Source organism: Pseudomonas sp. X10, assembly GCF_054889225.1.
The window spans coordinates 3,411,787-3,435,921 of sequence record NZ_CM142677.1; the positions used below are offsets into that span (position 1 = coordinate 3,411,787).

The 24,135-nt window shown below is 60.8% G+C and carries 22 protein-coding genes and 1 pseudogene; 10 read left to right on the top strand and 13 right to left on the bottom strand.

Annotated features, from left to right (window positions below):
* Nucleotides 1–3 precede the first annotated feature (3 nt).
* Nucleotides 4–930: an alpha/beta hydrolase gene (locus ACYU03_RS15625; protein ID WP_461885558.1), complete on the top strand. Its 927-nt coding sequence runs from the start codon at nt 4–6 to the stop codon at nt 928–930.
* A 51-nt stretch (nt 931–981) separates the two neighbouring features.
* Here the strand turns inward: ACYU03_RS15625 and ACYU03_RS15630 are convergent, their stop codons facing one another.
* Complete coding sequence (locus ACYU03_RS15630; protein ID WP_461885559.1) at nt 982–1,917, bottom strand: aromatic alcohol reductase; 936 nt, start codon at nt 1,915–1,917, stop codon at nt 982–984.
* A gap of 43 nt (nt 1,918–1,960) precedes the next feature.
* Between ACYU03_RS15630 and ACYU03_RS15635 the strand changes: the two genes are divergently transcribed.
* Together ACYU03_RS15635 and ACYU03_RS15640 are read left to right on the top strand one after the other, a co-directional pair.
* Nucleotides 1,961–2,428, top strand: coding sequence for a winged helix-turn-helix transcriptional regulator (locus tag ACYU03_RS15635; RefSeq protein ID WP_461885560.1), 468 nt, complete (start codon nt 1,961–1,963; stop codon nt 2,426–2,428).
* A 78-nt stretch (nt 2,429–2,506) separates the two neighbouring features.
* Entirely contained in the window at nt 2,507–2,899 is a 393-nt protein-coding gene (locus ACYU03_RS15640; protein WP_461885561.1) for a RidA family protein, read from the top strand.
* Between the two features lie 223 nt (nt 2,900–3,122).
* On the opposite strand, the gene ACYU03_RS15645 is transcribed toward ACYU03_RS15640, so the two are convergent.
* The 3 genes from ACYU03_RS15645 to ACYU03_RS15655 form a co-directional block, all read right to left on the bottom strand.
* Nucleotides 3,123–3,893: a molybdopterin-dependent oxidoreductase gene (locus tag ACYU03_RS15645; RefSeq protein ID WP_461885562.1), complete on the bottom strand. Its 771-nt coding sequence runs from the start codon at nt 3,891–3,893 to the stop codon at nt 3,123–3,125.
* Nucleotides 3,886–4,506: a cytochrome b/b6 domain-containing protein gene (locus ACYU03_RS15650; protein ID WP_461885563.1), complete on the bottom strand. Its 621-nt coding sequence runs from the start codon at nt 4,504–4,506 to the stop codon at nt 3,886–3,888. The genes ACYU03_RS15645 and ACYU03_RS15650 overlap by 8 nt, the downstream gene beginning before the upstream one ends.
* 75 nt (nt 4,507–4,581) lie before the next feature.
* The gene (locus ACYU03_RS15655; RefSeq protein ID WP_461891479.1) at nt 4,582–5,187 is read right to left on the bottom strand and encodes a hypothetical protein; all 606 of its coding nucleotides are present in this window, start codon (nt 5,185–5,187) and stop codon (nt 4,582–4,584) included.
* Nucleotides 5,188–5,431: 244 nt separating this feature from the next.
* On the opposite strand from ACYU03_RS15655, the gene ACYU03_RS15660 reads away from it, so the two are divergent.
* Together ACYU03_RS15660 and ACYU03_RS15665 are read left to right on the top strand one after the other, a co-directional pair.
* Complete coding sequence (locus tag ACYU03_RS15660; protein ID WP_461885564.1) at nt 5,432–6,127, top strand: heavy metal response regulator transcription factor; 696 nt, start codon at nt 5,432–5,434, stop codon at nt 6,125–6,127.
* On the top strand, nt 6,100–7,500 hold the full coding sequence (locus ACYU03_RS15665; protein ID WP_461885565.1) for a heavy metal sensor histidine kinase: 1,401 nt from the start codon (nt 6,100–6,102) through the stop codon (nt 7,498–7,500). The genes ACYU03_RS15660 and ACYU03_RS15665 overlap by 28 nt, the downstream gene beginning before the upstream one ends.
* A 293-nt stretch (nt 7,501–7,793) precedes the next feature.
* Here the strand turns inward: ACYU03_RS15665 and ACYU03_RS15670 are convergent, their stop codons facing one another.
* Nucleotides 7,794–7,982 carry a hypothetical protein gene (locus ACYU03_RS15670; RefSeq protein ID WP_461885566.1) on the bottom strand — a complete coding sequence of 63 codons (189 nt, stop codon included), beginning with the start codon at nt 7,980–7,982 and terminating at the stop codon, nt 7,794–7,796.
* A 373-nt stretch (nt 7,983–8,355) separates the two neighbouring features.
* Between ACYU03_RS15670 and ACYU03_RS15675 the strand changes: the two are divergent.
* From ACYU03_RS15675 to ACYU03_RS15695, 5 genes and pseudogenes are all read left to right on the top strand, one after another.
* Nucleotides 8,356–8,522 (top strand): annotated as a pseudogene (locus ACYU03_RS15675) (ABC transporter substrate-binding protein); the annotation flags it as partial.
* Between the two features lie 116 nt (nt 8,523–8,638).
* On the top strand, nt 8,639–9,625 hold the full coding sequence (locus ACYU03_RS15680) for a DUF1852 domain-containing protein (RefSeq protein WP_461885567.1): 987 nt from the start codon (nt 8,639–8,641) through the stop codon (nt 9,623–9,625).
* 27 nt (nt 9,626–9,652) lie between these two features.
* A complete protein-coding gene (locus ACYU03_RS15685; protein ID WP_461885568.1) occupies nt 9,653–10,684 on the top strand; it encodes a methionine synthase in 1,032 nt (343 codons plus the stop codon).
* 25 nt (nt 10,685–10,709) lie between these two features.
* On the top strand, nt 10,710–11,219 hold the full coding sequence (locus tag ACYU03_RS15690; protein WP_461885569.1) for a flavin reductase family protein: 510 nt from the start codon (nt 10,710–10,712) through the stop codon (nt 11,217–11,219).
* Nucleotides 11,220–11,236: 17 nt separating this feature from the next.
* Entirely contained in the window at nt 11,237–12,166 is a 930-nt protein-coding gene (locus tag ACYU03_RS15695; protein ID WP_461885570.1) for a LysR family transcriptional regulator, read from the top strand.
* Nucleotides 12,167–12,227: 61 nt separating this feature from the next.
* On the opposite strand, the gene tagF is transcribed toward ACYU03_RS15695, so the two are convergent.
* The 8 genes from tagF to ACYU03_RS15735 all read right to left on the bottom strand — a co-directional run bounded on the left by tagF (nt 12,228) and on the right by ACYU03_RS15735 (nt 24,096).
* Nucleotides 12,228–12,938, bottom strand: coding sequence for a type VI secretion system-associated protein TagF (tagF, locus tag ACYU03_RS15700; RefSeq protein WP_461885571.1), 711 nt, complete (start codon nt 12,936–12,938; stop codon nt 12,228–12,230).
* Nucleotides 12,939–12,948: 10 nt separating this feature from the next.
* Nucleotides 12,949–16,515 (bottom strand): type VI secretion system membrane subunit TssM, encoded by a 3,567-nt coding sequence (gene tssM / locus ACYU03_RS15705; RefSeq protein ID WP_461885572.1) that lies wholly within the window; start codon nt 16,513–16,515, stop codon nt 12,949–12,951.
* Between the two features lie 10 nt (nt 16,516–16,525).
* Nucleotides 16,526–17,824 carry a type IVB secretion system protein IcmH/DotU gene (gene icmH / locus ACYU03_RS15710; RefSeq protein WP_461885573.1) on the bottom strand — a complete coding sequence of 433 codons (1,299 nt, stop codon included), beginning with the start codon at nt 17,822–17,824 and terminating at the stop codon, nt 16,526–16,528.
* 29 nt (nt 17,825–17,853) lie between these two features.
* Nucleotides 17,854–19,185: a type VI secretion system baseplate subunit TssK gene (gene tssK / locus ACYU03_RS15715; RefSeq protein WP_461885574.1), complete on the bottom strand. Its 1,332-nt coding sequence runs from the start codon at nt 19,183–19,185 to the stop codon at nt 17,854–17,856.
* A gap of 43 nt (nt 19,186–19,228) precedes the next feature.
* Nucleotides 19,229–20,677: a type VI secretion system-associated FHA domain protein TagH gene (tagH, locus tag ACYU03_RS15720; protein ID WP_461885575.1), complete on the bottom strand. Its 1,449-nt coding sequence runs from the start codon at nt 20,675–20,677 to the stop codon at nt 19,229–19,231.
* A 33-nt stretch (nt 20,678–20,710) separates the two neighbouring features.
* The gene (locus ACYU03_RS15725; protein ID WP_461885576.1) at nt 20,711–22,672 is read right to left on the bottom strand and encodes a type VI secretion system Vgr family protein; all 1,962 of its coding nucleotides are present in this window, start codon (nt 22,670–22,672) and stop codon (nt 20,711–20,713) included.
* 196 nt (nt 22,673–22,868) lie between these two features.
* Nucleotides 22,869–23,459 carry a hypothetical protein gene (locus ACYU03_RS15730; RefSeq protein WP_461885577.1) on the bottom strand — a complete coding sequence of 197 codons (591 nt, stop codon included), beginning with the start codon at nt 23,457–23,459 and terminating at the stop codon, nt 22,869–22,871.
* 31 nt (nt 23,460–23,490) lie between these two features.
* Nucleotides 23,491–24,096: a hypothetical protein gene (locus ACYU03_RS15735; RefSeq protein ID WP_461885578.1), complete on the bottom strand. Its 606-nt coding sequence runs from the start codon at nt 24,094–24,096 to the stop codon at nt 23,491–23,493.
* Nucleotides 24,097–24,135: the final 39 nt, after the last annotated feature.

The window sequence follows — 24,135 nt, forward strand, 5'->3', positions numbered from 1 at the left end:
TGAATGGCCACCTACCCACTGTCCGCCGGCATGACGGCCTTCGTCGAACGCACCCGTGCCTTCACCACCGCCGATCCGTCCCTGGCCGCGCAGCGCGCCGCCTATTCGCGCATGGCCGCCGCTTTCACCCCAACACGCCCGCCAGGCCTGCAGGTGCGCGACCTAGCCCTGGCCGGGCTGCCGCCATTGCGCCTGTTCCGCCCTGCCCGCTCGGCACCGGCCAGCGGCTGGCCCGCAGTGCTGTTCCTGCACGGCGGCGGCTGGATGCTCGGCGACCTGGATTCCCACAGTTTCTTCTGCGCCGAACTGGCCGCGCATCTGGGCCTGCTGGTGGTGGCGGTGGATTATCGGCTCGCGCCAGAGCACCCCTTCCCCGCGGCTCTGGAAGACAGCCTGGCAGCCTGGCGCGCATTGCGCGACGGCGCGCTGGACATCCCCATCGACCGCACGCGCCTGGCAGTGGCCGGCGACAGCGCCGGTGGCAACCTGGCCGCCGCCCTGTGCCTGACCCTACGCGATGCCGGCGAAGCACAGCCACGGGCCCAGGCGTTGGTCTACCCGGCCCTGGGCAACGAAGCCACAGCCTCGCGGCTCGACTGTTCGGATGCCCCGCTGCTGTCCACCCAGGACATGCTGGCCTGCCTGGACGCCTACCTGCCTGAACCCACCCAGTACCGGCACGCTCTGGCCCTGCCCCTGTATGCCGACGACCTCTCCGGACTGGCCCCGGCGTTCATCGGTGTCGCTGAGTTCGATCCTCTGCGCGACGATAGCCTGCACTATGCCCAACGACTGCGCCGCGATGGCGTATCGGTGGACTACTTTCCGGGCCTGGGGTTGGTCCATGGTTGCCTGCGGGCGCGAGAGCTTCCGGAGGTCGAGCGGCTGTACTCGGCGCTGTTCGAATCACTGGCGAACAGACTGGCGTGAGCACCAGGTTTCCCTCGGTTTACGTGGCGCAATTTGCATCCAGACGGTGCTTTAATCATGCTTCAGGTTAGAGCGCGCCCACTGCTCCGCGCTGGTTACAGGCAATCCTTGATGGGCATTAAAAGTCTTCGCCTTATCCCATGCGACTCCCCGCCCCATCGCAAAAACCGCTCGATACTTGCGCAAGTTGTCATCGGGCATTTTCTCCAGGTCTGCCTTTAACTGCTCCACACTTAGCTCCTCGCGCACAACGGTGCGTCCGGTGACCCGCTCGACCAGATCGGCCAAATCCCCATAGGTAAGGGTGTCTCCAGCGGTGTATACCACTTGGTTCCTAATGGGCGGGTTGTGCAATACCACAGCAGCGGTGAGCGAGCCAATATCATCCGGCGTAGTGACCGTCACAGCAGTATCCAGGCTACCCAACGCAGACACTCGCCCGGCACCCAAGTCGACTACACCGAACGAGGGTTCAAACAAGAAACTGGTGAACATACCCGTCGAAACAATCAGCCATTCGGTCTGCTGCTGAGACCGCAACATTTCTCGAACGTCGAGTTGCTCATCGAATAAGTCTTGTGGGCTGCCACGCCCAATAAGGTCATAGTCGACACCAAATTGCCAAGGAACGTATCGCTTCACGCCCGCGTTAAGCGCGGCTTCTGTGAGTTTACGCTGAGTGCCCCGGCCGGCCGCAAATCCCACGCAACTGATCACCGTATGGTAACGGCTCAACACGTCCGCTAATTCTTCCATGGTGGCATCCATTACGTCGCCCAGCTCTATGGCTACGCCCAGACTGTTGATCTCTTCGAGTTGCCGTTGTTTCCCAGGGGCTCGGGGATCCACAGCGCCTGGACGCAGGAGCACTGTGAGACTGATTGACTCTGCCGCTCTGGCGGCCAACCCTCGCAATACGGCGAGCCCTAGTTCACCAGCTCCAATGACCAGAATTTGCTGTTTGACGTTTGAAATGTCGGCCTTCATCGTTAGCTCCTGAGCAAATTGGTTCAGCTCTGGAGATCTTGTCATGGACACTAACGAGCCAAAAGTAGGTACATCGGTGATACCGAGCGGCCTGGATGCAGAGGAACTGGTGAGGCGATCGCAGGCGGCCTGTAAAGCGCTCAGCGAAGATGAGGACGGTCTTAAGCGCGACATCCTGGGCCACTCCGGTAATAGGTGGTCACTCGGGGTTGTGCACGCCCTTGGCGTCACCAGCCCATTACGGCATGCCGAACTGCGCCGCCGGCTGCACGGAGTGACACAACGCATGCTCACCCACACGCTGCGGCAGCTTGAGCGTGATGGGTTAATCAAGCGATACGATTTTCATGAGAAGCCACTACGCGTCGAATACTCGTTGACCGCATTAGGAATGGGCCTGCTGGTGCAGATGATTCCACTGTGGACGTGGGTGATTGAGCACGCGGAAGAGTTTACCGCAGCGCGCAAATGTTATGACGAGCAAGCCAAAGTTGCGACCAAGCCGCAATAAGAAAAGTGACTCAGCTGGACGGAGCTCTGCTAGCTGGGGTAGGTTTCGTATCCGTTCATATCTTTGGCTTTCACCATCATGAATGATCGCCAGATCATCATTCCAGACAGCATGAGGTTGCTTTCCGAACATGCTGGTTACGCGCCAGCTGTAAAGGTGGGGAAAACCCTCTACTGTGCTGGTCAAGTAGGCCGCACACCGGAGTTGTCCGTTATTGAAGACCCGGAGCAACAGTTTTTGGCGGCGTGGGAAAATCTCCGACTCGTCCTGGCAGCCGGTGGCTGTGAATTTGCGGATGTAGTCGAAATGACGACTTATCACATCGACATGCACCGCCACATGCCACTCTTCAGACGTGTGAAGGATAAAGTCTTTCCAAGGAGCACCTGTGCATGGACATGCATCGGTGTCAGTGAACTCGCTCGACCGGGCCTGCTCGTGGAGATCAAGTGCATCGCGGTCCAGCGATGAGTTTTCGGCAAATACGCCTGCATCGTAAATAGGGTGTCCATCTACGCGGCAACAGACCTGTAATTGACCCGACCATTCTTCTCAGTCGACTGACGAGTGTCGCAGGCGAGAACGTGGATCGCATGAAAAGCGCTTTGTGAAGGAGGATGCAGTTCTGCACGAGTCCAGGATAGCGGCATATCGCTACACTCGGTTCGCGCAGCTAGGCCTGCGGTCGGTTTGATCAGATACCGCTGAACCAGTTATACCCCTGATCCTCCCAATACCCACCGGGGTTATCATTGCTGACGAATATTTCGACGACATACTTTGGGTTCTTGAAACCCAGCTTGGTAGGCACTCGTACCCGCAGCGGATAACCATATTCGGGTGGCAAGGCAACTTCTCCATAATCCAGCGCCAACAGTGTCTGTGGATGCAAGGCCGTAGCCATATCGAGGCTCGAGTAGTACCGGTCAGCACATTTGAAGCCGACGAATTTGGCAGTAGTGTCCGCCCCAACATGCTCGAGAAAAGTCTTCAAAGGCACGCCGCCCCACTGCCCGATGGCACTCCAACCTTCGACACACACCAGACGCGTAATGTCTGTACGCTGCGGCAGCTTGCGTAGGCGCGCTAACGTCCACGGTGCCTTGTCACGCACCCTGCCTGATACCGCCAGGGCATAGTCCGACAAATCAAGCTCCGGGATATCATCCTCGCCATAGAATGCGTTGAACGGGAATGGCGTTGTAATTTGCGCCTTGGTATAGCTAGGTGCGAGCTTCTGGCCATTGAACAACCAAGCCTGTACCCGGTCATTCCAGCGCGACATGGCCCACAGAACTCGATCGACCTGGTCGCCGTCTTGCAAGTTGCAACCGCTGAGCATCGCCATGGCACCGACGGTGAGGCCGCCACGAAGGAAGTGCCTGCGCTGGATGTTTTCCAATTGCAGCCGCTGGGATGGTTCAAGTTGAAGGCGCTGCCTTATGCGTTTATCCGACTCAGTCATGATCGGGACTTCCTCTTTCAATGAAACGCAGGCGGCCAATGATCATGGGTAACAACGTTTTCGGCACCAGCAGCACCAAGAGCAGGTGGACGACGATGAATACGCCAATGCCAGCCATCGCCGCGAAGTGGACATAACGCGCAGCGTCGTAACCGCCCAATAACGTTGCCAGCGCGTGCAACTGTATGGGCTTCCAGATCGCCAGCCCTGACACCACCACAAGCAACCCGGCCGCGAGCACCAACCAGTACATCAAGCGTTGCACTGCGTTATAAACACCGTGCTCATGCACCAGCCGAAAGCGCACTGCAGCGCTCATGTCACGCAGCACCGCCCTTGCTGTCACTGGTAGGAAGTCACTCTTGAAATGACCACTGATCAAACCGTAGAACACGTACAACAGGCCATTGATGACCAACAACCACATGAACGCAAAATGCCAGGCGAGTGAACCGCCCAACCAGCCCCCTACCGTCAACTCCACGGGGAATCTGAAACCGAACAGTGGCGATGCGTTGTAGATCGCCCAACCACTCATGAACATGCACAGCATGCAAACGACATTGAGCCAGTGCATCACCCGCACCGGCCATGCATGGACAACTCGTTTCATGGCCCCCTCTCCCCAATAGCACCTACCGGAGCTGAAACGAGGCTGCGTGGGCCTCGCTTCAGCCTACTGGAGCTTTTACATAGGCGGCTGGAAGCCATCTTTACCCACTGCTACACCCCGCGCGTTCTTGCCGTCCTCCGCAAGAAACACCACGACCTTGGCTCCTTTGACCAATTCCTCCACCTTGCCCGGCTCAACGTAAGCGATAGGCACATCGTCAGGCACCACCAGCTTCTTCTCACCGCCTTTGTAATTAACGGTCAAGGTGCGGCCATTCGCGCTGGACAACTTGCCCACCGTGCCGTTGGTCATGGTGCCGGTGCTACCATCGGCGTTCTCCCATCCATAGTGACCTTCCCCGCTGCCCTTAAGACTGGGCTCGAAAACCGTTACTTCAAGCGCCTTGAGCGTACCGTCAGCCTGCGGAATGGCGGCCGAACCGACAAAGCTGTCGGCTTTGATGGAGTCGACCTCTGCCTTGGACACTTGAAGCACTCCGGTCTGCTCGGTCAGGCCGATGGTCTGGTGCTCACCGTTGCGTGTGGTGAAGGTCAGCATATTATCGCCCACCGTTTCGACGACGCCTCGTAGCGGCTTGATGACCGGCATGTCGGCGGCGCTAGCCATCATTGCAGCCCCCCCCATCAGCAAACCAAATGAGATGGAAAAAGCAGTTTTCATGAACATTGCGGTAGTTCCTCTGCGGGTTTGGATGCCCCATCTTCCACACGCTGCCGGGCCGGCACGATGACCGGGCGGTTACTTTTTTGTCATTCGGCCCATACTTTGCGAATGACAAAAATGTAACCGACAGCGCTTTCGCAGCTGGTTAAACTCGCTCTGAAAAATTTGCAGCAGCTCATTATTCGAGCCCGAAAAACCCTCGGCCTGGAACCGAAGGCCGTGAGACCCGAGCCCCTCGCCAATGCATATATTGCTGATCGAAGACGACACAAAAACCGGCCAATACCTAAAGAAGGGCCTTGGCGAGTCTGGCTATAACGTCGACTGGACTCAACACGGCGCCGATGGCTTGCATCTGGCCTTGGAAACGTCCTATGACCTGATCGTGTTGGATGTGATGCTACCGGGTATCGATGGTTTCCAGATCATTGAGCTGTTACGCGCCAGGCAAGATGTGCCGGTGCTGTTTCTCACGGCTCGGGATCAGTTACATGACCGCATCCGCGGCCTTGAGCTGGGTGCGGACGACTACTTGGTCAAGCCATTTTCCTTCACCGAGCTTCTCTTGCGTATCCGCACAATCTTGCGCCGCGGGGTGTTCCGGGAAGCCGATCATTTCCACGTCGCCGACCTCGAGCTGGACTTGGTACGTCGCCGGGTAACGCGCCAACAACAGGCAATTGCACTGACCAACAAGGAGTTCGCGCTGCTGCATCTATTTGTCCGCCGCGAGGGCGAAGCATTGTCCCGCATCGAGATCGCCTCGGAAGTCTGGGACATGAACTTCGACAGCGACACCAACGTGGTGGATGTCGCCGTCAAACGGCTACGCAGCAAGATCGATGCGCCGTACCCTGTCAAACTGATCCACACTGTGCGGGGTATCGGTTACCTCTGCGAGGCACGGCCATGCAGCCCCGACGCCAACCGTCCCTGACCTTACGCTCGACGCTGGCGTTTTCATTAGTTGCCATGCTCACGGTAGCTGGCGCCGGACTCTACCTGTATTCGTCGATGAAGGCCTCGGTATTGCTGAACAGCGATCACGCGGTGCTGGCACGTCTGGATCATTTTCGCAAATTACTGCACTACGACCTGACCTTGGACAAGTTGCGCGACAGCCCGCAAATCTTCGAAAACATGCTCAACAGCGAAGACGACGTTTTTATTATCGCTGAGCCAGGTCAGCTACCGGTCATCCTGGTCAACCCACTCAACACAGTGTTACCCGAACTGCCATTGGTGCAACCCACGACGCCATTGAGTGTTAACGATTTGCGCAGCGGCAGAACCGACGCGGGCGTACCATTGCGCGCTGCGAGTGTGCTGACGACTTCTGGCGGTCGCGAAGTGCGCCTGAGCGCAGCGCACATCATGGTCAAAGAGATGGCTATGCTCGAAGCGTTCCGCCAGCGCATATACCTCGCGGTACTGCTGGCATTCCTATTAACCGCGTTGCTGGGCTACATCCTCTTGCAGCGTGGCCTGCGGCCGATACGCAAGATGGCAGAGCACGCGGCGCGGATCACACCCGAGCGACTCGATAGCAGGATGGATAGCGAAGAAACACCTATCGAACTTCAACAATTGAGCGAAGCCTACAACGCGATGCTGGATCGGCTTGCCCACGGCTACCAGCGGCTGATGCAGTTTTCCGCGGATCTCGCCCACGAAATACGCACGCCTGTGGGCTCGTTGATGGGCCATTGTCAGGTGGCTCTGCGTCAGCCCCGCAGCGAAGAGGACTACCAGGCACTTCTGGCGTCGAACCTGGAGGAGCTGGAGCGTATTTCTCGCATGGTAGAAAGCATCCTGTTTCTCGCTCGCGCTGATGAAGCGCAATCGGCGGTTCAACTTCAACGTCTGCAACTGCAGGACGAATTGCAGCGCATCGCAGGTTATTTCGAAGGTTTGGCCGAAGAGCGGCAGCTATCGGTGCATACCAGCGGCCAGGGCATAGTCGTAGCCGACCCCTTGCTACTCCGACGGGCACTGAGCAATTTGGTGGCCAATGCAATACGCTACGCCGATGAGGGTAGCGAGATTCTTATGCGAATCGAACCTGCCAGCGACGGCTGGCGGATTGACGTGCAGAACCAGGGACCAGTCCTGCCTGACGAGACGCTGCGCAGGCTGTTCGACCGGTTTTACCGAGGCGATGCCTCGCGCCATCAAAGCTCCGATTCGAATGGCTTGGGCCTGGCCATCGTTGCGGCGATCATGCAGTTGCATGGGGGCAAAGTGAGTGTCGAACAGCCTCGGCCCCGAACGATCTGCTTCACGTTGTTTTTCCCAACACGTGATCTTTGACGGACTTCCAGCAGTTTTACCTTCCTCATTGATTTCACCGAGGTCGTAGGCTTTCCGAGCATCCAAGTCGCGTAGGATTGCTGGGACGTCTGCGAACTGCCCCCATGGCACCGCCCGGACGCGGAGGCAGTAGCGGTGGAACAATGGCATCGGTGGCGCTGGTACGGATGGCCTCATCGCGGGGCAGGCCGGGGCATTAGTGCCCCAGCCTTCAGGTGCTCATGACTACACGCGCCAAGCCCTTGGGAAAACGCTTGGGAAAGCATAGGGCGAAGGTTGCGCCGTGCAGCGGATCAGCAGACCGGGAAGCACAGGTAGGCACCGCCGATACGCACGCATTGCTGGCACTTGCCCATATCGCCGTTGCCGTTGTTGGGCGGGTTGGGCGAAGAGTCCGAGCCGCCTGCCATGGCCGAGGAGCTCAGGCCAACGGCGGCGACCAGGGCAAATGCAGCGAAAGACAACTTTGCGACGTTCTTCATGGTGTTTTTTCCTTGAGAGATGAGTCTGTTGATACGTCACCCTGTAAAGCCCATTTCGGCAACGCAGTGCGAATCTAGCACCGCCCTTTATGTGCTGACAGGCAGGGCCGATGAACTTTCACAACATTTCCCAGGTGTGTAATCCACCACTCAAAGCACTGCGCACTTTCACGCGCGTGAGGGGCACGAACAGGCCGTGGCGGCCTGATGCAAAGACGTCGATGGCATAGGGCATCTTCAGTCAGGAGACCTGCCGGCAAACATTCACCAACCGGCGGGGTGTCCGGGATGGCCATCTTTTGCCCTGCCCAGGTTCTTGCCCCGTGCCTGCCCGTGTGTCTCTCCCACGCACCGTTCGATAGGAGATCGCCCCATGCTGCCCCGCTTCGCTGCCCTGTTGGCCACATTGAATCTGCCCGGACTCGCCCAGGCTGCGGCCACCCACTACCCGTGACGATCGACAACTGTGGTGTGCCGCAGACCTTTACGCAAGCTCCAGCGCGCGCCGTAACCATCGGCCAGGCAGGTACCGAAATGCTCATCATGAACATGACTAAAGCTTTTGTGAAATCAATTCAGTTCCACTCGATCAGTACCTCAACATAAAATACGTCTTAATTATAGAGCCTATAAATATTTGAGTGAAACACCCAGTCATGACAAACACAGATTTTGAATTTTCCATCAAGAGCATTTGCTTCGACGAAAATTATCACCCCTCCGAAAATACGCGCATCACTACCAACTTTGCCAACCTGGCGCGAGGCGAGCGTCGTCAGGAGAACTTGCGCAACACTTTGGGAATGATCGACAACCGCTTCAACGCCTTGGCGCATTGGGACAATCCCAAAGGGGATCGTTACACCGTCGAGCTTGAAATAATTTCCGTCGAGATGACTATCGATGCTGAAAGCGGCGATAACGCCCTGCCCTTGATTGAAATATTGAAAACAAATATTGTCGATCGAAAAACCGGCGAGCGCATCGCGGGCATGGTGGGGAACAATTTTTCGTCCTACGTACGGGATTACGATTTTAGCGTACTGCTACTGGGACACAATAAAAACCAGCCAACGTTCAGCACACCAGACCATTTTGGGGAGCTGCATGGAAAGCTGTTCAAGCGTTTCGTGAACTCAGACGCTTATAAAGAGCACTTTGCCAAACCACCTGTCATCTGCCTGAGCGTTTCGAGCAGCAAGACCTATCATCGAACTGAAAACCAGCACCCTGTATTGGGCTTTGAATATCAGCAAGATGAATATTCCTTGACCGATGAATATTTCAAAAAAATGGGATTAAAGGTTCGTTACTTCATGCCTCCGAACAGTGTTGCGCCTTTAGCCTTCTACTTTTCCGGTGATTTGCTCAGTGACTACACCAACCTTGAGCTGATCAGCACTATCAGTACGATGGATACCTTCCAGAAAATCTACCGACCCGAGATTTACAATGCGAATTCTGTTGCAGGAAAGTTCTACCAACCCAGCTTAAAGCATGAGGATTATTCGCTGACTCGGATTGTTTATGATCGAGAAGAACGTAGCCGGCTGGCTATTGAGCAGGGAAGATTTGTCGAGGAGCACTTTATCAAACCTTACCACGCTATTCTTGAGCAGTGGTCCGCCAACTACGCTTCCTGACTAACTAGAGACACAAGGTCATCCCTCATGAAAAAACTGTTACCAACGTCTACTGCCGGCAGTTTGCCTAAACCCTCTTGGCTCGCACAACCCGAGACACTCTGGTCTCCTTGGAAGTTGCAAGATCAGGCGTTGATCGAAGGCAAACAGGACGCGCTGCGCTTGTCATTGCAGGAGCAGCAACACGCAGGTATTGATATCGTCAGTGATGGCGAGCAAACGCGCCAACACTTTGTAACTACATTCATCGAGCACCTGAGCGGCGTTGATTTCGAGAAACGTGAGACTGTCAGAATCCGTGATCGCTATGATGCAAGCGTACCGACGGTGGTGGGTGCTGTCGCTCGTCAAAAGCCGGTTTTTGTTGACGACGCCAAGTTCTTGCGTCAGCAAACCAGGCAGCCCATAAAATGGGCTCTGCCAGGCCCCATGACCATGATCGATACGCTTTATGACAACCATTATAAAAGCCGCGAAAAACTAGCTTGGGAATTCGCCAAGATTCTCAACCAGGAAGCCAAGGAGTTAGAGGCTGCCGGTGTTGACATCATCCAGTTTGATGAGCCCGCGTTCAATGTCTTCTTCGACGAGGTGAATGACTGGGGGGTTGCCACCCTGGAAAGGGCCATTGAAGGCCTTAAATGTGAAACTGCCGTACATATTTGCTATGGCTATGGCATCAAAGCCAACACAGACTGGAAAAAGACACTGGGATCAGAGTGGCGACAATATGAAGAAGCATTCCCCAAGCTGCAAAAATCTAGTATCGATATCATCTCGCTGGAATGCCACAACTCTCACGTCCCCATGGATCTGATTGAACTCATCCGAGGTAAAAAAGTGATGGTAGGCGCTATTGACGTGGCGACCAACACCATTGAAACACCTGAGGAAGTCGCCAATACCCTACGAAAAGCACTTCAATTTGTAGATGCCGACAAACTCTATCCTTGCACCAATTGTGGTATGGCCCCCCTACCTCGTCAGGTGGCCAGAGGCAAGCTAAGTGCTTTGAGTGCAGGAGCAGAAATCGTCCGCAGAGAACTCTCGGTCAATTAAAGGCAGCCAAACGTCAGGACCTACCATGTCACTTCCCAGTACTGCCATCGAGCCATTGAGCTTTCGCGAAGCGCTCGGGCACTACGCGTCCGGTATCACGGTGATCACATCACTCATCGATGGCGAGCCGATTGGCTTCACTTGCCAGTCGTTCTATAGCGTGTCGATGAGCCCGCCGCTGGTGTCATTCAGCGTGATGGCCAATTCGGCCAGCTACCCCGGAATTCGCCAAGCGGGCCGATTCACGGTCAATATCCTTTCGGGTGAACAGGTCGGGATTTCCAACCAGTTCGCCCGCAAAGGTACGGACAAGTGGCATGGGGTCGAATGGCAGGCGTCGCCGCTGGGTAATCCGGTCATTGCCGGCAGCCTGTACTGGCTTGATTGCGAAATTCACGCCGAACACGCTGCTGGTGATCACCTCATTGTGATTGGCGAAGTGAAAGCGCTGAACTTGCAGGAAGCTGCTGCAACGCAACCATTGCTGTATTTCAAAGGACAATATTGCAACCTCACCGCGCATGGCGCGGTTTGAGTGTTTGCCTTCTTCTCATGATCGACTTGAGACACCTACGCACCCTTCATGCCTTGCGCGAAACGGACAGCCTGCCCGAAGCCGCCGAATTCCTGCACCTGACACAGTCGGCGCTGTCGCACCAGTTCCGGGAGCTGGAAAATCGCATCGGCATGCCAGTGTTCGTGCGTAAGTCCAAGCCGGTGCGCTTCACCACTGCCGGACTCAAGCTGCTGCAACTGGCCGACCAGGTGCTGCCCCTGATTCGCACGACAGAGCGCAACCTGAGCAAACTGGCAGGCAGCACGGCCGACCGGCTGCACATCGCCATCGAGTGCCACAGCTGCTACCAATGGCTGATGCCCTCGGTGGACGATTTCCGCGGCGCCTGGCCGGAGGTTGAACTGGACCTGGCCTCAGGGTTGTCGTTCGCGCCACTGCCGGCCTTGGAACGGGGGGACCTCGACCTCGTGGTGACCTCCGACCCGGTGACGTTGCCAGGTATCACGTACGTACCGCTGTTCGGATACGAGGCAATGCTGGCCATCGACAAGCATCATCCCCTGCGCGAAAAGCCGTATCTGGAACCTGCCGACATCGCCAGCCAGACCCTGATCACTTACCCGATCGAGCGAAACCGCCTGGACATCTTCACCCGCTTCTTCGACCCGGCAGACATCGAGCCAGCCCAGGTACGCACCGCAGAGATGACAGTTATGATGATGCAGTTGGTGGCCAGCGGCCGTGGTGTTTGCTGCCTGCCGAACTGGGCGGTGCATGAATACACCTCTCGCGGCTATGTCATTGCCAAGCGCCTGGGCAAGAAAGGGTTGCAGGCCACGCTATTCGCGGCTGTTCGCAGCGATATGCTCGAAGTGCCTTACATGAGTGATTTCCTGCTCACAGCAAAAGACATTTCCTTTGCGACTTTAGAGGGCGTCAATGCTGTGTCAGGGTCCACGGCCTGACATGCTCTGGATCGTGACGGATGACAGTACGGGAAAGGTACTGGGGCAGACTGGCCGCCCGCTATTCAGGATACTCCCCCCTCCCGGCCAACATCGCCAAAAACACCTTCAACGAGGGCAACCCCTGACTCATCACCAAGGTCGGCGGTAGCAGCGGTGAACCCTCGGTCCAGAATAGCGCGTGCCCGGCCTGCGAACGCTCCCGCTCGATACCGGCCAAGTGCACTGACCACTGCTCGATTGCCTGCGCCATGCCCTCTTCCTCCGGTCGCTCCAGCCACAACATACCTGCCGCCGACGAGCCAAGCGTCGGCCGAGCCCAGGCCTCGGGCTGCAAGGGCTTGGGCACGCGGCTGAGCGCACTGTCGAAGCGCTCCAGGGAAAACCCGCCCTCCAGCGATGACAAGGCCAAGCGTTCAAGTTCGGCATACCACTCACCATCACGGCGCAAACGCTCCATAACCGACACCTGCGGCCCGCCATAGGCCAAGGTCAGCGGAAAATACCGCCCGACCCGGTCGACACTGGGCATCAGCACCCCGGCCCAGGCCGGCTCGCCGCAGACTCCGCCCGCCAAGGCGAAATGCCAAAGCGGACTGCATCGATAGATCTCCTGCCATCCTACCCCGAGCCGCTCACGGCTGTAGCGCAAGCCCGCCTGCAGCCACTCGTCCCAGCACCTGACGAACGCCGGCGACAGCCGCCGACTGAGAAAATCGCCATGACTGGCCAGCTTGCCGTAGAAACCGGTACGCGAATGCATCTGTTCCATGCGCCTACCCTTAGAACCGTGCAGGGCAGCGGAACTGCTCGAGCGCCTCGCGGCGGAACGGATTGATTACACTGCTGGCGCGCAGATCATAGGTTACCTCGCGCCCCTCCACACTGAAGGCCAGCAGGTAGCGCTCGCCCTGGTCCACGCGCACCTGCCCCTGGTCGAGCAGGCGCAGCCAGGCCCATGGCCCGTCGCTGCGCAGGCCTGGGCCCAGGGACGGTATCGCCTGCAGGCGTACCAAATCGCTGCCCTTGCCGCTGGGTAGCACGATCGGGGTGAAGGCTGGATTGCCACCCGCCTCGAACGGCACCGATTGACCTGCGATGTCCAGATCGACCCGGGACAGGCCAGGATCCGCGCTCAACGGTTTGAGGTCGAAGCGCAGCGACGGCTGCCGGGCGCCAGCGACGAAGAACATGTCGCGCAAGCGCGCGCCGCGCTGGAACTGGTCGAGCACGGCTTGGGGGATGTTCAGCGGCGCGCTGCCGGTGCTGCGCCAGCGCCATTGGCTTCGACTCATGTCGACATAGGGGACCAGATTCTTGTTGAAGAAATCGTCGAGGATGCCACCAGGGGCGAAGAAACGGCCGAAGTCGTCGGCCGTCACATCACGACTGGCATCACGCACCAGCGGATAGCGTCCCGCGATGGCATCGCGGCAGAACGGCGCGCCAGTGGCCATCCACAACGCGTTGAGACGCTCACGCTCGTTACCCAGAGTCAGCGCACCGCCACCACTGTCGACATCCCGCAGGATCGCCGACAACGGCGCCGGCTGCTCGCCCGCCGCACGCTTTACCCGTCCGAGCACTTCGCCAGAGGGCGCCGGCGCACCACCACCACGGGAGGCCTCGGCGCCGTCGAAGAACTGCGCGGCATCCTTGAGCAAGGCCAGGGATGCGTCCAGCGACGCCGGAGTGGCGCTGCCGACCAGGGCATGCAGCGCAGCGAAATGCTGGTCCACGGGATTACCGGTAGGCACGGCGGCTGGCACCGTGGCGTTATCGTCCAACGCGCTTTCCAGGCGCTTGCGCGCCGTGTCGAGCTTATCCCGCACCAGACGCTCGACCGGATTGCCGGGCTTTTCGACCAACTCCCCGGCCAGCGTGGTTTCCTGCGCCGCCACCTGCAGGAAGCGGCGCAGCGGCGAGTCGGCGGCGGCCAGGGCGTTGGTCACCAGCGAGGCCTGGTTCAGCCCCGTCAGCGGCACCAGACGTATATCTGCCAGATAGGCATCCCACTGACGGATGTAATCGGCGTAGTACAGCTGCAGCACAGCGTCGGCCATCGACGCTCTGTTATCAGCGCCAAGCACTGCCTCCTGGCGGTCCAGTACCCAACTCTCGCGCGCCATGTCCTGCACCGCGCGCTCACGCTTGCCCAGCAGTTCGCGGTAGCCGGCGACACTGTAGACACCGCTGACACCCCGCGACAACGGCGCTCCACTGCTGCGTGCCAGCAGTGACGAGGCATCGCGCCCGGCAGCGGCATTGACGCTCAACTCGGCCAGGCCGGCCTGGGCCACCTGACGCTTGAGACGGTTGTAGATACGCTGCGACAAGGGCATCCCGGCCAGGGTCAGGCGCGTCTTGGCGATCAGCTCGGCATCCAGTTGCGCAGGCTCGGCATCCTCGTCCTTAAGCAAGGCGCCGACATGCGCCCACAACTGCTGGCGCTGCGCCTCGCTGGCCTGGGGCAGCGTGCGGCGCCAGTCGACATCGACCCAGGCCTGCACGGAGGCGGCATCGAAGAACTGGCGTTGGCCGAGCATCAGGTAAACGCGCAAGGTCTCGTAGAGGAACTCCTGATTGCTGGCATCGCCACGGCGCAGGGCGCTCTCCATGTCGGCGACGATGTGTGGCAGCAGGGTGCTACGCAGCAGACGCCGATACAAACTCTGCGCACCACTGCCAAGCTTGTAGCCTTGGTAAAGACCGAAGCGCATCAGCAGAGGCACGCCATCGTCGCGTCGAGCATAGCCGCCAGGCAGTTCGCGGGCTGCGTCGAGCAACGGCAAGGCCTGTAGCACCGAGCCCCCTCGCGGGAGGGCCCTGGCCAGTTGCCCAACCTCCGCGGTGCGCAGCCTGGCCTGCTCGATCAGCGTCTCGTTGCGCTGGTAACTGATGCCCATACCCACCACCAACAGCAGAGACACCGCGCCGATCAGCACCATGCCGGCCCGCAGCCATTGCCGCCGTCGCCACTCCACGCGGGCGTCGACAGCAGCCAGGCCCGCCTCCTTGAAGATGACCTCGCGCAGCAGCCGGGTGATGAAGTAGCTGCGCCCGCTAGCATAGCCTGCCGGCAACACTTTGCGCCCCAACCCGAAGGAGGCAGCGAGCGAAACCAGCACCCGGTCGATGGGGCTGCCCTCCTGGGTACCACTGGTGAAGTACACGCCTCGTAGCAGCGCCGGTACTTCGAAACGGTTGGGCTCGAATACGTTGCCAAGGAAGCCGCCGAGCACATCACCGATACTGGCGAACTGCTGTGGGAAGCTGTAGAGCAAGGCGCGCCGCGACAGGTCACGCTCCTGCTGCATACGCTCCAGCACTCTGGCCTGCAACTGGCGCTCCAACGCATCGAACTCACCGGGGAACCTGGCCAGCACTGCGCCGGGTTGCTCCGGCTGGTCCGGAGCGGGCAAGTCGAAGGTCATGCCCCAGACCTGCGCGCGCTCTTCACGGCCGAAGTGCTCGAAGAACTCGACGAAACCGGCAATCAGGTCGCACTTGGTGACCACCACGTACACAGGGAAACGCACGCCCAGCCGCTCGTACAGTTCCTGTAGACGGGCACGGATGGCCCGCGCCTGGACCTGCCGCTCAGCGTCGCCCTGTTGCAACAGGTCGCTGACACTCAAGGCGACGATCACACCATTGAGCGGGCTGCGGCGACGATGTTTCTTCAGCAGGTCGAGAAAACCGCGCCAAGCCGCCTTGTCGACTTCCGTGTCGCTGTCCTGGGTGGTGTAACGTCCTGCGGTGTCAAGCAGCACCGCCTCGTCGGTGAACCACCAGTCGCAGTTACGCGTGCCACCGATACCGCCGATGGCGGCCGCACCCAGCGACTCGCTCAGGGGGAACTGCAATCCCGAATGGGTCAGGGCTGTGGTCTTGCCACTGCCCGGCGCGCCGACGAACATGTACCACGGCAATTGGTACAGGTACTGGCCACCGAAAGTCCGGCCTGGGCTGGCCTTGCGAAGGACCGCCATGGCCGCTCGCATACGCTCGCCGAGCAGCGCCACCTCGGCCTCCGACGCCTTGGCCCCCGGTGTACGGGTATCGGCGTCGACATTGGCAACGCCGGCCATCAATTGCCGGTTGGCACGCCAAGCCACATAGCCGCGCCAGGCGAGGTACCCTCCCCACAGGGCCACCAGCATGACGATCAATCGCCAGCGCCAGCTCTCCGAGGCCAATGGCTCGCGGCCGTCGAACGACAGCAGCGGACCTTCGTACCAGATCAGCAGCGAGAGCAGCAGTACCCCCAGCAGCGATAGCAGCCAGGAGCGCGCGAACCACTCCAGAAAACGCTTGACCAGTCCGAACAGGTTCAACAGATACGACATGGCCTGATCCTCACTGCGGCTGCGCAGGAACAAATACAGTGATATCCACTCGCCGGTTACGGGCGCGGTTGGCGGCCGAGTCGTTGGCCACCAGCGGTTCGCTCTCGCCACGGCCTTCGCTGCGGTAGCGCGAGGCCGGGCCGGCACGCTCGGCCAGCAGGCGCACCACCGCCTTGGCGCGAGCGTTGGAAAGGTCGAAGTTCGATGACAGGCGTGACGACGCCGATGGCCGCACATTGTCAGTGTGCCCGACCACCAACACCTCGCCCGGCACGCTCTTCAGAGCGTCGCCAATACGTCCCAGCAACGCCTCGAAGGCAGTCGCGACTTCGGCGCTGCCGGAGGCGAACACACCATCACCGCGCAGGGTGATGATCGAGCGATCGTCGGTTTCGCGCACGCTCACCAGGCCTTGGGCGATCTCCGCCGCGAGCAAGCCCGACACCCGTACTGGCGCCGGCCCCGCCGGTGTCGCCACCTTCAACGGCGAAGCCAATCGAATCTCGGCCATCTGCGCGAACACCGGATCGGAATCGCTGTTGAGCAACCAATTGAAGGTCAATTGCAAGATCGCCAACAGCACCGCCGTCACCGCCGCCAGCACCCACAACGGCACCACCCGCAGCATCGAGCGCGGTGCAGTCGGCGCGCCACGCCAGCGTGGCGACAGATCCTGCTCGATGGGCCCGCGTTGCTGGCGGATCAGTTGCAGCAGGCGCTCACGCAGGGTCGCCAACTGGTCAAAACCACGATCGAGCACGCGGTAGCGCCCCTCCAAGCCCAAGGCCAGGCACAGATACATCAGCTCCAGCACGTCGAGGTGAGTTCGCGGGTCCTGGCTCAGGCGCTGCAGGATGAGGAAGAACTTCTCACCGCCCCAGGCTTCGTTGTGGAAGGTCACCAGCAGGCTGCGACTGCCCCACACCCCTGCACCCCAAGGCGTGCTGGAAATGGTTTCGTCAACCAAGGTGCAAAGCGCGTAGCGCGCCGCGACGATGCTCTGGGGTTCGACGCGAGCGTTGCGGGCCTGTTCCTCGAACTGCTGGATGGCCTGCACCAAGCGCTCACGCAGTGACTCCATGTCCGGCAGGCGGGTCATCGATCGCAGCGGCACTACCAGGTCGAGCAGCGGATTGGCAGCACGCACCAAGGGGTTCAAGCCGTCGCCGCACAACGCCGGCACCGGCTCCGCGAAAACGGCGCGGGGCTCGCCGGTCGCAGCGCCACTCGGGCGTCGACCGCCAGGTGTTGGCAACAGTACGGTGTGGTCCGGGTCTTGCCCGGACACTGGGAAATCGTTGTCGTTCATGCTGGTTTACCTGCCCTCAGGGGCATCGATCAGGCGTTGCGGATGGCCCAGAACTGCATGTCCAGCCCGGGGAAGCTACCGGCCACGTGCATGGCGAAGCCCGCCGACTGGGTCAGTTGCTGCCAGTACTCGCTGTTGCGGTCGAGCTCGAAATAGGTGAAGCCGGCATGGAATGGCAGTTGCCGAGGCGCCACCGGCAATGGCCGTAAGCCGATACCGGGCAGTTGCAGGTTGACCATGTCACGGATCTTCTCCACCGACCCCAGCTTGACCTGAGGCGGGAAGCCGCTGCGCAGCGCCTCAGCCGGCATCTGCGCATGCACCGCCAACACGAAGGTGGCCGAACGCAGCAGCGCGCGGTCCGGCAGCACCGCCACGCGAATGCCGAACTGACGCTCTTCGAGAGGAATCTGGATGGCCCGTGCATCGATCACCGTGGCCAGTGCACGGCGCAGGTCGAGCATCACCGGGGCAAAGGTTTCGGCCAGGGCGTCGTGGCGGTACACCGGATAACGCCGGGCGCGCTTGTCGGCCTGGGTGAAGGTTGCCAGTTCACCCGCTAGTTGGCTCAACTCGCGATACAGCATCTCCGGGTGCAAGCCGCTCATGTCGACCAGGTGACGTACCAGCGGCTCGCTGCGGTTGAGCACCTGCAGCAGCAGGAAGTCGGCGATTTCCGCCACGCCGCTGGCCGCAGGTTGCGCCAGACGCTCTGCCATGGCCGTGCCGCGCTGCTGCAGCAGTCCCAGCAGTTCCTCGACAAACTCGGCCAGGCGCGGCGCGGCACGCACATCGAGGCTCGGCGCGCAGAACACCGGATCCAGCACGACCCGCTGATCGGCACGGCGCTCGAGTATCCGGGCCACCCCAAGGGTAGCGTGGGCGTCTGCGACATCGCTGGCCAAGGCCAGGCGCAAGCGCAGCTTGCCGATGTTCATCAGAGCGCTGTTATCCAGGCCGTTGCTGTCCCAGACCTCATACTCGACGCTGCGATGACGGGCGAAGTTTTCTGCGCCCTCGCGCCCATCCACCTCGGCTACGCCGTGGCGGGCGGTAGGCAGCGCCAGGACCACTGTCAGGTCACGGGCATCGGCGGAAACCTCCAGGGGAGCGGGCATCTCGTCGAACGGCAGGCCGACCGGCGTGCCGTCAGGCAGTACACCGCTATAGGACTTGAGCGCCAGCTTGCCCAGCGCCAGGTGCTGCTCGTCGATTTCCAGGCGCGAGAAGCCCCAGGCATAAGGGCGCAGGCCAACGACCCGGGCCTCCAGGTGGGTATTGAGAAAACGGTCGTGCTGCTGCAGATGCTGGGGCTGCAGGAGCATGCCCTCCGACCATATGACTTTGCTGTTCCAGGACATGACGGGGTCTCGCGTGAGCAAATGAAAACAAGCAGACATACAGCTAGGGCTGTTCGCGCAGTCGCGCGACCTGCTGCTGGTAGGCCAGTGAGAACTTCTCGCCGAAGATCCGCTGCAGATCGTCATCGCCATCGCGGACCAGCTCTTCGTACAGCTCGGTGAGGCGATCCCACAGGCGCGCCTTGCGCCCACCGGGCAACCAACGCTGCAGGGCATTAGGCGCAGCCATCCGCCGTTCGATCTGTCCGGGTTCGAAGCGCTGTACCACTTCGCTCAGCGCCTCACGCATGCCGGCGATCAGCGCCAGCTCATGGGCCTTGAGGTCATCGAAGGCCGCGCGCAGGGCCTGCACGGCGGGCAGGTAGGCTGGCGCATCGGTGCTGAGCATCTGGCTCAGGGCGCTGACGGGATCGGGAAAAAACTTCAGCGGGTTGTTCGAGCGGGCGCCGATCATGGTCATCTCGATATGGCTCTCACGCTTGGTCAGAGCACGGGCCATCAACACGCCCATGGTGCCGCCAGTGGCTTCGCGGAGCATCTCGCCAGCCAACCGGGCCAACGCCTCGGGGCTACGCGCCGTGCGCAAACCGGGCAGCCCAAGACCTGCGAGCAGGGCGTGGAGCACAGCAGTGTCGGTACCGGGTTCGGTGACGACCGACTCGCCCGACACCGGTGTTGCCAGCTCGGGCGCTTCGACCTGCGCCACAGTCGACACCGGCGTGATGGGTTCATGCAGTGCCGGCGCCGCGATGAGATCGGCCAGGGCATCGTAGCCATCGGGAATCAACGCGCTGGCCGGTACAGGCGCGGCAGGAGGCAAAGCCTGCAGCTCCGGTGACAGGTGATCGCTCTGCGCCCCTTCAAGCACCGGCAGCAGCGGCTCGGGCTCGTTGCGCTCGAACAAGGGGGGCAGCACTGCCGGCGCGTCCTGGCCGAATAGCTTCAGGCCCAATGGATCGTCATGCTGCGCCACAGGCGCGAACAATGCCTCATGCTGCAGGATGCTGGCTGCAGCCAGCGGATCGACCTCCACCTCGGGCTTGCTGAAGCCCGGTTCGCTACGCACCACCGGGGCTTCCTGCAGCGGCGGCAGCACCTTGGGCTCGGATGCTGGGGGCGGCACGAATACCGCCAAAGTCTGGGTGCCACCCAAGCCAGTCTGGTCCGGGTCCCCCCCGTCATCTTGCAGCGATACTTCGATCCGGTAATCGCCGATCACCACTTGGTCGCCTACCCGCAACAAGGTCTCGCGGCTGCTGCCGAGCAGGCGCTCATTGACCACGCTGGGGTTGCTACCAATGTCCACCAGGTACCAGTTCGCCTCGCGCCGCTCGACCCGAGCATGGACACGGGAGATGTACTTGCCCGGGTCGTCCAGCACCAGATCGTTGCCCGGCGCGCGGCCCAGGCTGGCGGCCGCCTCCACCAGGCACGACAGCTCGGACACGAGCGGCTGCTCACGGTAGGTCTTGACCTGCAGTTTCAGTGGCATGGCGATCTCCTGTCAGAGGAGTAGGCGCACGAATCATTGCTTGCCATTGTCGGCCTCCTTAGGTTCGAGTGGTGCGCCGACTGCCCCCGGCCGGCTGGCCAGCACCAAGGCGTTGGCGGCTGCGGCGGCCTGCGGCAGAGGCAGCGGGATCATCGAGGCAATGATGGTCGGGCCGATGCTGAGGAACGAACTGCCGGCCTTGAGGGTGATGCTCGCCCCAGCCTCGATCACCACGTTCATGCCACCCTTGATGTACACGTCCGTGCCACCACTGAGGCTGGCTTTCATGGCACCGTCGAGAATTAGGTCGCAGCCGGCGACCTGGGCCAGGCTGCCACCGGTCTTGTCGTTGCGGTCACCCAGCACATGCTGGTGGCGATCACCGCCGATACGCTCGCGCACGTCTTTGCTGACCTGTGAATGACGCTCGCCGCCCACCCAGTCCAGGGCGTCCTGCTCGATGCGCTGGTCCATGTTCCTTTCAGCGTGGATGAACACCTGCTCGGCGCCTTTCTTGTCCTCGAAGCGCAGCTCGTTGTAGCCACTGCCGCCCTTGGACGAGTGGCTCTTGAGGGTGGAGCGGGTGGCCTGTTCCGGCAACGTGTAGGGCGGCATGACCTCAGCGTTGTAGACACTGCCGGTGACCAGCGGTCGGTCGGGATCGCCTTCGAGAAAACTGACGATCACCTCCTGGCCAATGCGGGGCAGGAACAGGCTACCCCAGCGCTTGCCCGCCCAGCCCTGAGCCACACGGATCCAGCAGGAGCTGTTCTCATCCTCCTTACCTTCGCGGTCCCAGTGGAACTGCACCTTGACCCGGCCGTACTGGTCGGTCCAGATCTCCTCGCCCTGCTTGCCTACGACCTTGGCGGTCTGCGGACCATGCACCAGTGGCCGGGACGTCACACAGGGCGGGCGGAATTCGTGCTGGCACGACAGCGCGGTGAAGCTGCAGGTGAGCACCGGCGCCGGGTCTTCGGGGCGGGTCGGCTCGTAGGTATCGGACGACAGCTCGTAGCGGGCGGCGAGCACCAGCACCTGCTGGTTTTGATCGTCGCGCGGGTGCTCGGCGAGGGTGAACAAGGCGCCGGGAAACAGGCCACGCGCACGGGTTTCACCCTCGATACGGCGGTGGCTAGTATGCCGTGCCTCGACCCGATGACGCGCGTAGGTCTCGCCCTGGTGGCGCTCGCGGTACTTACCGGGATAGTCGTAGCACTCGTGGCGCGACTGAGCGTAGTCGCGCGCCTGGGTCGACTTGACCAGCAGGTTGGCCGAGGGCTTTTCAAAATCGTAGTCCTGCAACGCCCAAGCGCCCGGCTCGACCTCCCCACTCATCCGCCAGTCGTAGATCACCTCGCTGTCGCGCATGGCCTGATCCTGCGCGGGCATGTAGCGGACCTGCGCGTAGCCCGGCGCCGGTGCGTGGGCGCCATAACCGTCGGCCAGTACCAGGGTATGACGCCCGGCCGAGCAGCGAAAGAAGTAGTAGATACCCTCCTGTTCCAACAGGCGGCTGACGAAGTCGAAATCGCTCTCGCGGTACTGCACGCAGTACTCCAGCACCGGGTAGCTGCCGCTGAGTCCGGCCGTGTCAATATCGGCGATGGTGTACGCCGCGAATACCGCCTTGACGATGTCCGGCACGCTCTGCTGCTGGAAAATCCGGCAATCGCTGCTGCGCGTGAGGAACCACAACCACGGTCGCAACACGGCATGATAGGTGGCGAAGCGCCCCTGGCGCCCGGTATAGGCGAAGCGTGTGATCATACCGCTGAAATGACGTTGCCCGCCCTTGGGTAGCGCGACCGAGACGGTCATGGGCGTGGCCAACAGGTCGTCGAATTCCAGGTCGGTGCGCTCGCTGTAAAGGTCGATGCGGTATTCGCTCAGGACCGACAGGCCTTCGCTGGCGCTCATGCGCCGGAACAACAGCACATCGGCACCCAGTACGCTGGTCACGGCAATTTCGCGGTTGGCTTGGATAACGGGCATCGACGACTCCTTCACGCGGGCTCGGCCAGGAGAGCTGGCATGCGGATACAACAGGCGGAGGTGGAGGTTTATTCCATGCGGATTGGAAAACATGCGGGCCAGCTGTATGGGCGTCAGTGCCGGCCTCATCGCGAAGCAAGCCCGCGCCTGCAGGTACGGCAGCGCTCTGCAGGGCGGTGTAGGCGCGGGCGCGCTATCAGGCCGCAGCGGCGGGTACGGGCCGCTCCAGCACCAGGGTGATGCCGGTGTCGTTGTAGAGCTTGGACCAGGTGTTCATCTTCTTGAAATCGGAAAAGTCATTGCCGTCCCCCGGGTCCATGAAGGTGCCGTCTGGCCGCTGCATCACGTAGTGCAGGCCAATGCCGAAAGTCATCACGATCTTCAGTGCGCGGCGATTGGCCGCCAGCGCAGGTGGCTCGCAATGGAGGATGGCAAAACCGGCCCTAACGCACTTGGCCTCGGCATCGGGGTAGAAGGTCGACAGCGCGCTGGCGATCATGCCGCTCATGTAGATCTTCACGTCCAGCCCCAGCTCGCGGGCAGCGATGGCGACGTTATGCGGGAAGGAATAGCCCAGCTTGGTCAGGTCGGTCTGTGTCACCCGACCACCCGTGACCGAGCCCGAGGTGATCTGGTACAGCGCCGCCTCGCAGAAGTAGTTGGCTTGCAGGGCCTGTCCCGTGCAGCGCGAACCGGTCTCCGGCAGACGGTCGACACCAAGCTCCATCGCCGCACAAAGCAGGGAGGCCGCACCACAGGAGAAAGCGAAGTCTTGTTTCTTTTTCATGGAAAGCTCTCGAAGGCACGCAGGCCCGGGGTCACTTGATGTCGGTAATCCAGAAGAACGGGTTGGGATGTCCGGAGAACGCCGCGGGCTTGTCGACGATCTCCAACTGGCTGCCGCTGTAGCGCCACGAGGCGTAGTGCAGCGGCGCGAAGTACAACCGCGAGTTGACGTAGTCGAAGACGATACGAAAGCGATTGCCGCCCCACCCGTAGCTGTCCAGGTCGCCCGCGGTGTACTCGACATAGCCCGTGGAGCTGTTGCCGCCGCCGCGATCGGAGGAGTGATGCTTGTTGGCCCGTGCATAGGCATCGTAAAGCTGGCCACGCCCGGACGACGGTTGCTGGGCCGTCAGTTGCGGCAGGTAACAGGGGGTGTTGGCATGGATCTGACGCATCGCGCCCAGGGTGTCGTCGCCGATAGAGGTGGCATTGGCGCTGCAATCATAGGGGGCCGCCGACTGCATGAGGGTACGCATCAGCTGCTTGACTCGCGCATCCACCGGCAGGTAGCGGAAGTCGATCTTGTACAGGTTGAGGATCGGCCCGTTCTTGTCGGCTTTGACGAAGTCGGGGTCCGCCGCCTCCTCCAGAGCCTTGATGAATTCGTAGCTGTTTTTCTTGCCGTCGCGTTCAGACATGCTCGTTACCTCAATGGTCGGCCAGGATACGGTCGCGCG